Source organism: Okeania sp. SIO1H4, from assembly GCF_010672695.1.
In the GTDB taxonomy this organism is placed as follows: Bacteria; Cyanobacteriota; Cyanobacteriia; order Cyanobacteriales; family Microcoleaceae; genus Okeania; species Okeania hirsuta.
In genome coordinates, this window is sequence record NZ_JAAHGB010000003.1 from 254,629 (window position 1) to 268,877 (window position 14,249).

The following is a 14,249-nucleotide window of genomic DNA, read 5'->3' on the forward strand; positions in this document are numbered from 1 at the left end:
ATCAGAATAATGATATTGTCCATGGCAATTATTTTCTGGGTTTGCTTAATGACTTTGCACTCTAAAGCAAATCCTTCTCTGTAGCGATCGCTATAATTTGCTTGCTGGGGTTGAAATTGTTTTTCTCAGATTAGATCGCCATATTTATTAATATTACTGACATCAGTATTTTTGAAGAAGGAGACAGGATACAGGAGACAGGAGACAGGAGGAAAATTACATGGGGATAGTCAACGAAGGGCCGCTCCGCGTCTACGCTCCCCCAAGTAATTTTGAACACCCCCGTTGACGGTGGGGTATTAAACCCACAAAGAAAATGATAATATTATGTCCGTTTAATAACGTTATGGAAAAAACCGAGCTTCTAGCTTCAAAGAAGACTATTTAGTTTTTTAAATGTCTCCTTACTGACTAGAGTTGAGTAGTAGTTACCCATCCTCTGATTACCGGATTTAATTTATTAGTTTTTTAAATGTCTCCTTACTGACTAGAGTTGAGTAGTAGTTACCCATCCTCTGATTACCGGATTTAATTTAGCGGTGTTGGTGATTTGAGGTATGATATCAAATTAGTTAACAAAAAACTTTCTCTTATACTACTCTTTCTTCTTACAGCGCTTTCCGTTGTTATGAGGCACAGTAACAACACTTGGCAAACCAGTTTTTTAAATGTTGAGGATTCATTGACTTAATTGCCACAGAGATGATTCTATCAACCATTTTTGCTGTAGTTGGAGAAAAGCTCCGTAAAAAAGATTTTAATTGTGACCACCATAATTCAATGGGATTAAAATCCGGTTAGTATGGAGATAAATTTATGACTTTAGCTCCTACAGATTCAATTCTATGTTCAATTGATGCTAGTTTATGTGCGGGTAAATTATCCATAACTACTACTGCTCCTGGCCATAAGTCAGGCAGTAAAAAATGTTCAATAAATACTTTGAATGCTTTGCTATCCATGGAATTATTTATTGTCATTAACCCTACTACTTCTTTAACACTTATTGCACCAATTACTGTAACTTTTTGACCTCGATAAAATGGCTTCATTTCATATACTCTAGTTCCCTTGTTTGAACCGGCATGAGTTCTTGTTAAACCAAGCATTACACCTGTTTCATCTATAAACACTGAGCTGATGCAGATGTATAAAGGTAACATATTTCTGCTAATTTTCGATTTTCTGCTAATTTTCGATAATGAGTTCTGATACTTTTGGAGGATGGTTTAATCAGCGTTTTCAATCCTTTCAGTTTTTTCATGTCTATAGATTTGGCAAATTCCATAAGTCTTTCTTCCATACCGTGTAATGTGACGTTTGGACTTTAGGGGACTTATTTCCCCTCCTTGAGGTGTGCCCACCCCCATTCCCCAGGAGGGAAGCTAGAGGGGTGGGTGGAATTGCTTGTTGTCAAACACTCGCTACTTTAGCCATTGCTTGATTAATTTTCTATAGGGAGATTAACCTATCCTTCCTAACAACGCATGAGAGAGAAAAACATTTTTATTATGGCTAATTAATGAGATTTGATATAACCACTAAATTTTAATCATAACTGATTATCCAAACATGATATAATTAACGTTTATTACTTTTGACTTTTTAATTTTGACTTTTGATTTTTTTGAAGGTAAATTATGAGTTCTTGGCAAGATAGTTTCAAGAAATTTACAGGTAAAACTCGATTTGTTGTCTCTCGTTTATTTGTTCACTTAGCGGGTTCAGAGGTAACGCCTTTATTGGGTGTTTTGAATCGAGCTGTGAGGGAGATAGTTGCATCAGAAGGTAACTTGGAAGTAGCAGGAGAAAGACTGGTTGAAGTCTGTCAGAGTCTCCTACAGTATGATACCTATTGGCAGTCTGCTTCTAATGAGGGAGATGTGATCTGGGATGAAGGAGAAGCAGGAGATTTCTTTGACGAACTCTTTACAGACTCAGCCTCTCGTTACCTAAGTTCTGGGGACAATGAAGATTATGAGGCAGATGACCAACCTCTAACTTTATCACCTACTGGTAATTTAGTAGTAATGCTCACAGTTGCTTTTCAGGGAGAAGTGCCAGATATTGAAGCCGATCTTGCTAGCATGAATGCAATGACTGTAGCATTAAAAGCCTTAATTAATCTGCATTATCAAGAAAAACTGCGAGGTATTCAAATACATTTTTCTCCAGCACGTTTAGGGGATGAGTTAGACAATGAACAACTATTACTCAATTTTCCTGAATTGATTCCCCTGTAGGTTATTTCAGTTATCAGTTAGCCTCCTCCGGAGGAGCTACGCTAACAGTACCTCTCCAATAAGGAGGCTACGAAAATACGGAATTTTCTTTTTTTTATCCCCTTAAAAGGGGAGACTTGAGACTACAATTTCTCGGTAAAACTTAAGATAGTTCGGTTGATCAAAATAATTTGGTCGCGCAACCTCGCCTTTTAAGGCGATCGGGTTTTTGGAGGGTTGCTCACGCATCCCCTACTTCCCCTCCCAGGAGGGGTTAGGGGTGGGTTAACTTCTGACTTCTGACTTCTTTATTCCCCTCTCAAAGGTAAAATAAAGGTATAATAATAAGTAACACTCACTCAAAATTAGATTATTTAGGAGCGATCGTAAAATATGTTGCGTAAATTGACGGTATTGTTTATGTGTTTAACATTGTGTTGGACAACAGTCGCTTGTGGCAGTTCAAACACAACTTCAGATCAAAACTCAAATCCCAATATTCCCTCCAACCCCATTAAGCAAAACCGAAACCAAGTAACCCAGGGGCAATATCCTGTACAACAGGCAACTTATAATGATGCTAACGGTGAGTATACATTAATGTTGCTGAATACTCCGTCAGGTAAACCACCGATGTATAGTACGACAGATTTGCAAATGGCAAGTTTGACTGAGGAAGAAATTCAGGAAGGCAAAACTAACTATGCTGAGATTAATGGCAACCAAGCTAGTTTACACATTAAACCAGACTTTAAAATTGAATATGTACATAACGTAACTGAAACTCAAACAAATCCCGAAACAGGTAGACAAGAAACAATAATTGTGCGTCGGGAGTCTAACTTCTGGACACCTTTTGCTGGAGCAATAGCAGGTCAGGTAGTTGGTGGAGCAATTAGTAATATGTTGTTCAGACCTCAATATTATGTACCGCCAGTTTATCAACCAGGTGGAGTAATGACTGGTTATGGTGGGTATGGTAATAGCTATGACCAAGCTGTTAACCGATATCAAGAACGTTATCAAGCTCCACCAGCAGCAGTTAAAAATCGTCAAACATTGCGTGCTACAGGTGTAACTAATTCAACTAGAAGTAACAACACTCGCAGACAGCAGCAAAATCTCAATCGTTCCACAGGAAGCGGTGCTAGTGCTAGTGACTTGCGTCGTTCCAATCAAGCAAAACCTCGCCAACAACGTCGTAGTTTTGGTAGTGGTGGGTTATCTCCCTCTCGTCGCGGTGGTGGTTTTGGATCTAGACGACGCCGATAAATTAATCACATTTATCTAAAATAATACCCACAACAATTAATTAATCTGAGCAGGGGCGAACAACTTTTCGCCCCTAAATTTCGAGTTAATTAGCTACTTATATCATGTCCGGTTGAACAGTTATAAATAAACGACGGAGGAATCAGGTGGACCTCCTCAGGAGTCAGGAGGGAAGAAAGAGGAGGAGAAAGTTTTTTTTATCACTAGACATCTGATGGAAAATAAATAAACCTTTTAATTAGAGCAGGTTTTGGATACGAAAAATTCACCCTAAAAAATCATTTTTCGTGCCTTTTTCGTAAAAATATCTTAAAAAAATCTTATCTTTTGCCTGTTGCCTACTCCTGCAAAAAATCTATATCTTTTTCACCAGAGGTCTACTAATTATCCAGACATGATATTACTGTTCTTCTGTAAGAACAGCAGGGAAGAGGGAACAGTGGGAAAAATATTTCCCCTGACTCGGATCATCAGATTCTTCTAAATTTTCTGAGTTAATCATCCTCTGAATATTGTGGATTCAGCACTAATTTAATTTTTCAATTTGCACCTGCTTTTCCTTTAGTAATATATCAAAATTAGGCATTGCTGAATTAAGGTATGAAAGTAAGTTTATAGGGAATAGGGAATAGGGAAAAGTTATATAAAATCCGGTTAAACAACCATAGAATGGTTAAGTTAGGAGTCCTCAGGAGTCAGTCCTCAGGAGTCAGGAGAAGAAAGAATTACAAAGATGAGCGTAGTTATGACGATTGAAGATTTTTTTTATGTCCAATTAAACGGATTTGATATTAATAGGGAAAAGTTAATATTAACAAGTAGTTCAAACTATCCAAAATAAAAAATACAAAAGACAAAATTATCAAATCATACCTAGAATCAGCAACGCCCAAAATTAAAACTTACTTTCACAGTTTAAACCAAAATACTATCTTCTAGTTTAATTTAGTCTAGTAGACATCTGGTAAAAATCAAAAATCAAATCAATTCTCACACTAGATATATCAATTCTTTCCCCTCCTGGGAGGGGGAGGGGCGAGGGGTGGGTTCCCTACTGCCTACAGCAAAGCTGCCTACTCCCTCTTTTGGAGGAGATGTCTAGTGCCTATATCTAATTATTGATTGATGTTTCCATCAAAATTTTATGAGAACCCAATTCTGGAGAATTATCAACAGGGCGACGCTGAATATACTGACCATCTGATTGTAAATCCCAAGCTTGACGGTTGTCAGATAACAGAATACCCATAATCTCTTGCAACTCTTTCGTTAAGTCAGGATCTTCAACAGGCGTAATAGCTTCTACCCGACGGTCAAGATTACGAGGCATCCAGTCAGCAGAACCAATATATAACTCCTCTTGAGCATTATTATAGAAGTAGAAAATACGAGAATGTTCTAAATAACGCCCAATAATACTTACTACCTTAATATTTTCACTTACACCCTCTAAACCAGGACGCAGACAGCAAATACCTCGAACAATCAAATCAATTTTCACCCCTGCTTGAGAAGCTTCGTATAACTTAGCAATTATTTTCGAGTCCACCAAAGAATTCATCTTAGCAACAATGCGACCTGTTTTTCCTTTTTGGCAATTCTCAATTTCACGATTAATGAGCTTAATAAAGCGATCGCGCATATTTACAGGAGCTATCAACAATTTCCGATAAGACTGCTGGCGCGAATATCCTGTCAAGAAATTAAACAAATCTGTTAAATCTGCTCCTAACTCTGGGCGACTGCTAAATAAACCTAAATCAGTATAAAATTTAGCTGTTTTGGGATTATAGTTACCAGTGCCAATATGAACATAGCGACGGATATGACCTTCTTCCTGACGCACCACCATCACAATTTTCGTATGAGTCTTCAGACCTGCTAAACCATAAACAACGTGAACGCCAGATTGTTCTAACTTCCGCGCCCACTGAATATTATTTTCTTCATCAAATCTTGCTTTCAATTCCACCAATGCTGCTACTTGTTTGCCATTTTCTGCTCCAGCAATTAAAGCATTGATAATAGGTGAATCTCCAGAAGTACGGTAGAGAGTCATCTTAATTGCCAACACATTAGGATCGTGGGCAGCTTGAGTAATGAAACTTTGTACCGTACTTGCAAAAGAGTGATATGGATGATGTACCAATACATCTTTCTGGCGAATGACTGCAAAAAAGTCTATGCCATTATTCTTATTCTGGTCAGAAGTTGCTATGCGATCACCATAATTTCGCAACCGTGATGGCATAGTAGATGCCCAATTTGGATCTTTGAGTTGTGGTAATGGTAACCCCATGAATGACATCAAATCTTTTAAATCAAGTAATCCATCTACTGTGTATACATCCTTTTCTGATAGCTCCAACTTTTCCATTAATATCTTTTTTAATGTACTCGGCATTGTTGGATTAATTTCCATTCTCACTACGGTACCACCAATACGGCGTTTTTGCAGTTCTTTTTCAATTACCAATAGCAAGTCATCACCTTCATCTTCTTGCACTGATAGATCGGCATCACGAGTAACCCGAAATAGATGATATTCCTGGATATCCATACCAGGAAACAGAGCACCCAAGTTATGAGCAATGACTTGTTCGAGAGTCACTCCCATCCAATGTACAGTTTCATTCTTTTCTTGCACCTGTAGTTTTTCTGGCAAGGGTAAAAACCGAGGTAATATTTTGGGAACTTTGATTCTGGCTAATAAATCTTCCTGAGTTTCTGGATTTTTCAGCATTACTGCTAAGTTTAAACTGAGATTAGATAGATATGGAAAAGGGTGACTAGCATCAATAGCTAAAGGTGTTAGTACAGGAAATATATGTTCTTCAAAATAGTTTTGTAAGTATGTTTTTTGTTTTTGATTGAGGTCTATATAATTGAGGATATGAATGCCATTTTTTACTAACTCTGGTCGTAAAGTTTTCTCAAAGAATTGATGTTGTAAAGAAACCATTGGCAATAGTCTTTGATTAATCCCATCAAGTTGTTTTTGGGGGGTACGACCGTCTGGAGTTAATTTATTTACTTCAGCTTCTATTTGTTTTTTCAGAATTGCTACTCTGACCATGAAGTATTCATCTAAATTAGAACTAAAAATTCCTAAAAACTTTAAACGCTCTAATAAGGGAGTACGGGGGTCTAAACCTTCAGATAAAACTCTACGGTTAAACTCTAACCAACTAAATTCTCTATTAAAGTAGTATTGTGGATCGCTAAAATTTTTTTCTGCCTTAGTTTCTGCACTTTCTGTCGCATTCTTTTTGTTTTTGGACATAGTTAATTAAGGTATATTTTGATATTTGTTCAAATTAATATTGATTGTAAGGTAGTCTTGAACCTTTGTAAAGTATACTTTTTTAATAAATAGTTAGTATAGTTAGATACTTTTATTAATCTAGTTAAATTGGTGGTAAAGTTCAATTTTTTCACAGGATGAAGTGATAGAAATAAGATAGTAATTTTTTTGACTTTGTTTGTGATAGCAATCCTATTTCAGTTGCGGGTAAAAATATCTTTGAATTTAGGGAACTCTTAACAGGGAACAGGGAATAGAGGTAAAAGTTTCAGATTTTTTATATATCCTTAGATTTTTGACAAATTATTTCTGATTGCTATCTTTCTATAGATAAGTTATGGTTTGGTAAATAAATGTTTAAATGATGGTATTGAAGAAGGAGACAGGAGACAGGAGACAGGAGACAGGAGGAAAATTACATGGGGATTCGCTCCCCCAAGTAATGCGTGAACACCCCCGTTGACGGTGGGGTATTAAACCCACAAAGAAAATGATAATAGTTGAATTTATTTGAGTTTCAGTAGCACAAATATCTGTGCTATTTTTTAGGAGTAAAAATTTGTAGCCTTAGCAAAAAAAATAATGCTTTGTTTAACCGTTTTTTGTGGATAAAAATCTATGTATTATGAACATTGTGTAAAGGGATTATGAAGATTATGTAAAGCCACTAAAAAATCACTCAAAAGTAATAATGTTTATGTTATAGTAAATTCCAAGCTTTGTTCCATGAATATCCCGAACCTCTTGCTGTGTCATACAAGGTTTTATTATTAATAAAAGCATTGTAGATTAAGCTGATGGTGTTTTGATCCAACAAAGCCCTAAATCAAGATCAAGTTAGGCAAAATAAACAGGAAATTCTACTAATCTTATGGCAACTTTTAATGTAACCAACACCATGGATGCGGGTAATGGCAGTCTGCGGGATGCTATTGCGATGGCAAATGCTACGCCGGATGCCGATACCATTACCTTTGATAGTTCCCTCACAGGAATGACCATCGGACTGACCAGTGGAGAATTATCGATCACCAATTCTCTCACCATCAATGGATTAGGTGCAAATCTGCTGACAGTGGATGCACAACAGAATGGCTTCCGGGTATTCAATATCGATAACGGCAATAACGATCTGATTGATGTATTCATAGATGGCTTAACCATTACTGGAGGCAATCCAATAGGTGGTGGTGGTGGAATTTTCACCTCCGAGAATCTGACCGTTCAAGACAGTATCATCTCCGGCAATACCTCAACTGGCATTGAGGGGCAATACGACATAGGCAGATCTATTGATGGTGGTGGAATCAATAGTTATGGTGGTTATTTGAAAATCGTCAACACAGATATTATTAATAATGAAGTCAGGGGACAATTAGCCGACGGAAACCCCGAATTTCAAAATGATTTTGGTGACGACCCTGACGGTGGTGGTGTATCCATCCGCAATGGTCAGCTCAACGTTGTTGATAGCACTATTTCCGGTAATAAAGTCACTGGTGGTCTGAGTGATGGTGGTGGGATTTATGGTTGGCATAGTGAAATAACGGTTACTAATTCGACTATCTCTAGCAATACTCTTGAAGGAACTGCCCTGGGTAGCGGTGGTGGTATTTATAACCGTTATGGTAATACGACAATCGCAAACTCAACCATCGCTAATAATTCGACATTAATGACCAGTGAGTTCGGATCTGCTGATGGGGGCGGTATTTTTAGCCGTAATGGCGATCTAGAAATTACCAATTCAACTGTCTCAGGTAATTCAGCAGTTGGCCTAGATCGAACAGATGGTGGCGGAGTTTACAGTAAAAATGGCAATTTAACCGTTGCTAACTCTACTATTTCTTATAACAGTACTGCGGGTAATAGCGCTGATGGTGGAGGTATTTTCAGTAGTTCTGGTATCGCAACAATTACCAATTCTACCATTTATGGTAATTCTGCTGATGGACGTGGAGGTGGTTTATTTAGTGAAGGGAGGACAAACCTCACCAATACCATCATTGCCAACAGCACTGGTCGCGATGCCGTGCTGAAGACTAGCAAGATCGACACTAACGTCAATAATTTGATTGAAGACGGCCATTATAATCCATTTTTATCAGGCGATCCTGGTTTGGGTCCCCTACAAAATAACGGTGGTTCTACTGAAACCCACGCCTTACTCTCTGATAGTATTGCTATTGATGCCGGGGATAACGGAGGTGCAACAGGATTAACGTTCGACCAACGGGGGCAGGAATTCGATCGCATTGTCAATGGTACGGTAGATATCGGTGCTTATGAAGTACAGGAACCTCAGCCACCAGCTCCCGAACCTCAGCCACCAGCTCCCGAACCTCAGCCACCAGCTCCCGAACCTCAGCCACCAGCTCCCGAACCTCAGCCACCAGCTCCCGAACCTCAACCACCAACTCCCGAACCTCAACCACCAACTCCCGAACCTCAACCACCAACTCCCGAACCTCAACCACCAGCTCCCGAACCTCAACCACCAACTCCCGAACCTCAACCACCAGCTCCCGAACCTCAACCACCAACTCCCGAACCTCAACCACCAACTCCCGAACCTCAACCACCAACTCCCGAACCTCAACCACCAACTCCCGAACCTCAACCACCAACTCCCGAACCTCAACCACCAACTCCCGAAACTGAATCTTTACTGTTTAGCCTAAAAAACAACCAAACTCTAGGTGGAGTTAGTTTCAGACGAGAAGACATCGTTGAGTATAATCTAACTGACCAGAGTTTCAGTAAATTTTTCGATGGTTCAGATGTTGGTCTTAAGGGTTTTAGGATTGATGCTTTTGAAGTCCTTAGCAATAATGAGATTCTGTTTTCTTTTGAGAGACCTAAAAATATAAATGGCATCCAAGTAGATGACTCTGACATTGTTAAGTTTACTCCCACATCACCTGGAGACAACAGTAGCGGTTCTTTCGAGCTATACTTCGATGGCTCAGATGTTGGCTTAACTAAAGGTAATGAAGATATTGATGGTCTGAGTGTCGATCCTCTTACTGGAGACCTTCTAATTTCCACTCGAGGGAGGTTTAATGTCTCAGAAGTTAGCGGTAAAGATGAAGATATACTACGTTTCAATCCTGTCAATCCTGATACTTTAGGCAGCAACACCAGTGGAACTTGGTCTCTTGAATTTGACGGTAGTGATGTAGATCTTACTAGGGGTAGTGAAGACATTGATGCTATTGGTATTAATGGAGAGCAACTACTTCTGTCCACAACTGGCAGCTTTTCTGTAACTGATGTATCGGGTCAAGACGAAGATGTATTTATCTTTAACCCAAATACCCTGGGTATTTCAACATCAGGTACATTTGAAGAATTTTTTAGTGAATTGAATAAAACTGATATCAGTGGCGTTCATTTTCTTGCATAGACTTGATAGACATAGGACTTATAGAACCCATTTGAGATATATTTAAAAAGAGATGGGGAAATAGGGAGATGGGGAGATGGGGAGATGGGGAGATGGGGAAATAGGGAAATGGAAGCATTTTTCTACCTGCTTAGCGCCCTACCTGGTACCCCGAAGGGCGGTGAGTGCAGTACGCCCTTCCTTAGGGTTCCCAAGGTACTGTGGGCAGAACCTGCCACCACCCAATAGGCGCCCCGCCGAATTGAAGCAACTGCCCTAGGCAAAGCGTTTCTGTTAGCGTAGCTCCTCCTCCGGAGGAAAGAAATACCCGAAGGACGCGGGGTCCCATCCGCTTTTTGCCCTATTCTCGTTCCTGAATCTCCTGACTTCACCAGAACTAAGTTCTGAGGACGGCAGCCAAAAGCACATACCCCGTGCAAAGATACGATCGGGGGTTCTATATCATGTTCGGTTGAATACTTATATCAAATCCGGTTAAACAACCATAGAATGGTTAAGTTAGGAGTCCTCAGGAGTCAACCCACCCCTCGCCCCTCCCCCTCCCAGGAGGGGAAGACAGGAGTCAGGAGTCAGGAGAAGAAAGAATTACAAAGATGAGCGTAGTTATGACGATTGAAGATTTTTTTTATGTCCAATTAAACGGATTTGATATTATAACCCACATTCCGCACTTCATAATGTAGTACAAAAAAACATGAATCGCGTTCGGAATTTCAGCCAACTCCTAATTGTATAAAACATCAAAAAAGTGAGGGTTAAAGTATTGTTGAGCAACCAGAAAGTTCTGATCATCAGTAGAAAATACAGGAGCAACTATACTCCCATCGAGAGCATCAATCAGTTTTCTCAATTCAGGTAGTGCGATCATGTCCCGGAGGGTGCGGAACATCATTGCACACCCGAAGCGCATCACTGATAATATCTTATCTTTGGCAAGGGGAGGGTAAAAACTGTAAAATTCAACTCCGTTCCTCTGTGAGATTAACTACTTGTTGGCGTTGATTTATGGTTAACAAATGAACTCCTTGAAAGCATTGAAATATCCATCTTAATGTGGGAGTAGTTGTCATATTTTCTAACTGATTTTTGAGGAGATTACTGGTACTTTTTCAAGTATTTATCAACTCTCTTTGGCCGAGATTATATACTAATAAACACAGTGACATGATAAATAATATTGTTTCGACTCTTTGCGGTTTTTCCACAAAAAAACTATCGGCAAAAAATTGTGGGTTTTTGAGGAATCTAAAGCCCCTCTGGTAGTGCTAAACAAGTAATGATTGATTATAGTGATGGATCAAATACCAAATAGCGCCAATGTGATTTTCAATCTTATTTGGAGAAGGACAAAGTTTTTCGTACTAACCTGGATACCCTTTGTCTTAAGGTATTATTGAATCGTTCAATGTCAGAAGTCTTCCCTGTTTTTTTTCCCACCGCTTGATGTCGTTTACTGGGTAAAACACCACGCTCTTGCAGCCCAAAAATCAGTGTATGCGATACCGCTAGAGCAACGCTCCGCAAAGGCACATTGACGATCAACCCCAGGTAAGGACTGCCACAAATGTCTAGCTGCTTCTTCATCCCGTGAGCTGATATCAACACCAAAATTTCACGAGCTTCTACTTCCATCGCTAACCAGACCCACTGCTGATTACCTTTGTTGTCCACAAATGACCATAATTCATCACATTTAATTGTGAGCTTCTCCTTTTTTTTTGGCTGAACCTTAAGCTTTCTGGGCACTTGTGCATATTTCTGGTTGACAGCCAGCTTGTAGCCATTGGTCCGAAACTTGGACACTCGCGTGCAATGCCAGCCAGTGAAATCCTTTCTGATAACAGTTGGTCAATCAGCTCGCGAGTAGGTTGGTCAATCAGTTTCTAGGTAAGGTTTTCCACAAATTGTCGTCCACATTCGCAGCACAAAAACCGCTGGTTATCATTATAGATATGGCCATTTTTGACAGTTTTTGAAGATGCACACTTTGGACAGGTAGGCATGGATGGACAACAGTAACTTTTACTGCTTCATAAAACTGATACAAAGCGTCACATAACGTAACAAATTGATGTTTACTTCCTGCTTCTACTGAGGCCGTCGGCGGTTACTCATCCACAGGCATTAACGGTCAAGCCAACCCCATCTCTACACTCTATACTTACATTTAAGTCTTTGTCAATTAACATAACTAAAAAAGTCCTCAAACCCTTACTACGCCGTTCCTAGTAGGGAGCGGGATTTCAGAATAGGTCTACGTCTATATAGATAGACACCCCAGAAATGCGAATAGCAGGGATTAGTGCAGAAGATACAAAGCGTCACCCTCGTTACTACTTGCCTGTGAGAACTAGCGTATTATGTCAATAAATTGCGCAAATTGTTAACTAAGTCGAAACTCCTCTACCATTACATATTGAGCACTACCCGTCCCTACTGCTGCCTAATAAATGTTATTTGTGGGTATTTAAAGAGAGACGAGCTGAGTATTAATAGCTATAAAATTTCACAAAAACCGAACCTTTTGTCATGATTTCCGACCATAAGTAAACCAATCGTAAAAGCTACAATGAAAAAAATATCATAAAAGAGCGATCGCCACCTGAGAATAAAATATAGAAACCATTGGCCTTAACAGGAGGCAACCTTTATGAACATAGTAAAAACTGTGGCTTTATTAGGAATACTTAGCGGTTTATTAGTAGCAGTTAGTTATTGGTTAATCGGTGGCCTAACAGGTGCTACAGTGGGGTTAGTATTAGCAGCAGTAATGAACTTGGGTTCCTGGTTTTTCTCAGACAAAATAGCTCTAGCAGCTTATAATGCCAGACCAGTAAATCAAGCAGAAGCACCAGGACTCTATAATATGGTAGAAAAATTGTGCGATCGCGCACGTCTACCCATGCCAGCAGTTTATATCATTCCCACTGCCGCAGCTAATGCTTTTGCCACAGGTCGAGACCCCCATCACGCAGCAGTAGCAGTTACCGAAGGTATTATGAGAATTTTACCAGAGGACGAACTTGAAGGAGTAATTGCCCACGAACTCAGTCATATCAAAAATCGCGATACTCTCACCCAAGCAGTAGCAGCAACCGTTGCAGGTGGGATATCTTGGTTAACTCAAATAGCTAGTTATTCTATGTGGTTTGGTGGGGGTTCCCGCGACAACCGATCTAACCCAATTGTGATGTTATTGACGATCATGTTAGCTCCGGTTGCTGCTAGTGTTGTACAAATGGCAATTTCCCGGACTCGTGAATTTGCTGCTGATGCAGGTGCTGGCGATTTAACTGGCAACCCCCGCGCCCTTGCTCAAGCTTTGCAGAGGTTAGACCAAAATGCTAGACAAATGCCATTGAATGGTAACCCAGCTTTTGAGCCATTACTAATTATGAATGGATTTTCCGGTAAATTCATGGCTAATTTATTTTCTACTCACCCATCCACAGAGGCGCGAATTGAAAAGTTGCTACAATTAGAGCAAAAATTACTGGGATAGTAAATTTTGAGGAGTCAGGAAGGAAGAAAGAAGGAAGAAGGAAGAAGGAAGAAGAGAATAAATTAGACATCTCCAAAAATCAAAAATAAAATCAATTATCACACATAAATTATCAATTCTTTCTCCCTACTCCCTCTTTTCTGGAGATGTCTATTGTAGTATAATAGACGTATAAATACAAAATAAAAAATAATGATACCATGTCCGGTAGCATCGTTTGTTTATAAAATTAAGGTGACAATAGCAGAAAACCTCCTGCTTCCTGCCTCCTGCCTCCTGCCTTCCTTCCACCAAAGTCTAATTATTCAACCGGACATGACATGATATGATATGCTATCCCACAAGCAAATCATACACATTTTGCGATGTTGGTATTTATGTCATCCCGCCTAAAAACTCTGCCATAGAAGGCACAATGGAGATTAAATGAAAAAAACGCTGAAAATCCTAGCCTGTTTGCTCATTGTAATGACAGTAGTATTGGGCACGAACGTCTCGGAGGCAAACGCACAAATATGCGATAAGTCCGCCAACCCTTGGTGT

9 protein-coding genes and 1 pseudogene are annotated in these 14,249 nt (G+C 39.5%); 4 read left to right on the plus strand and 6 right to left on the minus strand.

Translation table 11 applies throughout. The features are described 5' to 3' along the window. Nucleotides 1–797: 797 nt before the first annotated feature. Entirely contained in the window at nucleotides 798–1,109 is a 312-nt protein-coding gene (locus F6K06_RS02155) for a transposase (RefSeq protein WP_287239897.1), read from the minus strand. A gap of 14 nt (nucleotides 1,110–1,123) precedes the next feature. Beyond that, complete coding sequence (locus F6K06_RS02160) at nucleotides 1,124–1,303, minus strand: hypothetical protein (RefSeq protein ID WP_287288518.1); 180 nt, start codon at nucleotides 1,301–1,303, stop codon at nucleotides 1,124–1,126. A 337-nt stretch (nucleotides 1,304–1,640) separates the two neighbouring features. On the opposite strand from F6K06_RS02160, the gene F6K06_RS02165 reads away from it, so the two are divergent. Together F6K06_RS02165 and F6K06_RS02170 are read left to right on the plus strand one after the other, a co-directional pair. Continuing rightward, entirely contained in the window at nucleotides 1,641–2,243 is a 603-nt protein-coding gene (locus F6K06_RS02165) for a DUF1517 domain-containing protein (RefSeq protein ID WP_124142902.1), read from the plus strand. 372 nt (nucleotides 2,244–2,615) lie between these two features. Beyond that, complete coding sequence (locus F6K06_RS02170) at nucleotides 2,616–3,494, plus strand: hypothetical protein (RefSeq protein WP_124142903.1); 879 nt, start codon at nucleotides 2,616–2,618, stop codon at nucleotides 3,492–3,494. Nucleotides 3,495–4,605: 1,111 nt separating this feature from the next. On the opposite strand, the gene ppk1 is transcribed toward F6K06_RS02170, so the two are convergent. Continuing rightward, nucleotides 4,606–6,777, minus strand: a complete 2,172-nt coding sequence (gene ppk1, locus F6K06_RS02175; protein ID WP_287239905.1) for a polyphosphate kinase 1 — start codon at nucleotides 6,775–6,777, stop codon at nucleotides 4,606–4,608. Nucleotides 6,778–7,669: 892 nt separating this feature from the next. Here ppk1 and F6K06_RS02180 point away from each other — a divergent pair. Then, entirely contained in the window at nucleotides 7,670–10,204 is a 2,535-nt protein-coding gene (locus F6K06_RS02180; protein WP_287309062.1) for a right-handed parallel beta-helix repeat-containing protein, read from the plus strand. A 724-nt stretch (nucleotides 10,205–10,928) separates the two neighbouring features. On the opposite strand, the gene F6K06_RS02185 is transcribed toward F6K06_RS02180, so the two are convergent. From F6K06_RS02185 to F6K06_RS02195, 3 genes and pseudogenes are all read right to left on the minus strand, one after another. Next, complete coding sequence (locus F6K06_RS02185) at nucleotides 10,929–11,114, minus strand: hypothetical protein (protein WP_287309060.1); 186 nt, start codon at nucleotides 11,112–11,114, stop codon at nucleotides 10,929–10,931. Nucleotides 11,115–11,163: 49 nt separating this feature from the next. Continuing rightward, nucleotides 11,164–11,463, minus strand: a pseudogene (locus F6K06_RS02190) (IS1634 family transposase); the annotation flags it as partial. A 73-nt stretch (nucleotides 11,464–11,536) separates the two neighbouring features. After that, nucleotides 11,537–12,007, minus strand: a complete 471-nt coding sequence (locus F6K06_RS02195) for an IS1 family transposase (RefSeq protein WP_375340268.1) — start codon at nucleotides 12,005–12,007, stop codon at nucleotides 11,537–11,539. An 847-nt stretch (nucleotides 12,008–12,854) separates the two neighbouring features. Between F6K06_RS02195 and F6K06_RS02205 the strand changes: the two genes are divergently transcribed. Continuing rightward, nucleotides 12,855–13,706 (plus strand): zinc metalloprotease HtpX, encoded by an 852-nt coding sequence (locus F6K06_RS02205; RefSeq protein ID WP_124146285.1) that lies wholly within the window; start codon nucleotides 12,855–12,857, stop codon nucleotides 13,704–13,706. Nucleotides 13,707–14,249: the final 543 nt, after the last annotated feature.

Bases quoted from the DNA above. Each gene is read 5' to 3' on its own strand.
- ppk1 (WP_287239905.1), bottom strand. From the start codon at position 6,777: ATGTCCAAAAACAAAAAGAATGCGACAGAAAGTGCAGAAACTAAGGCA.
- F6K06_RS02170 (WP_124142903.1), top strand. From the start codon at position 2,616: ATGTTGCGTAAATTGACGGTATTGTTTATGTGTTTAACATTGTGTTGG.
- F6K06_RS02160 (WP_287288518.1), bottom strand. From the start codon at position 1,303: ATGGAAGAAAGACTTATGGAATTTGCCAAATCTATAGACATGAAAAAA.
- F6K06_RS02165 (WP_124142902.1), top strand. From the start codon at position 1,641: ATGAGTTCTTGGCAAGATAGTTTCAAGAAATTTACAGGTAAAACTCGA.
- F6K06_RS02205 (WP_124146285.1), top strand. From the start codon at position 12,855: ATGAACATAGTAAAAACTGTGGCTTTATTAGGAATACTTAGCGGTTTA.
- F6K06_RS02155 (WP_287239897.1), bottom strand. From the start codon at position 1,109: ATGCTTGGTTTAACAAGAACTCATGCCGGTTCAAACAAGGGAACTAGA.
- F6K06_RS02180 (WP_287309062.1), top strand. From the start codon at position 7,670: ATGGCAACTTTTAATGTAACCAACACCATGGATGCGGGTAATGGCAGT.
- F6K06_RS02185 (WP_287309060.1), bottom strand. From the start codon at position 11,114: ATGCGCTTCGGGTGTGCAATGATGTTCCGCACCCTCCGGGACATGATC.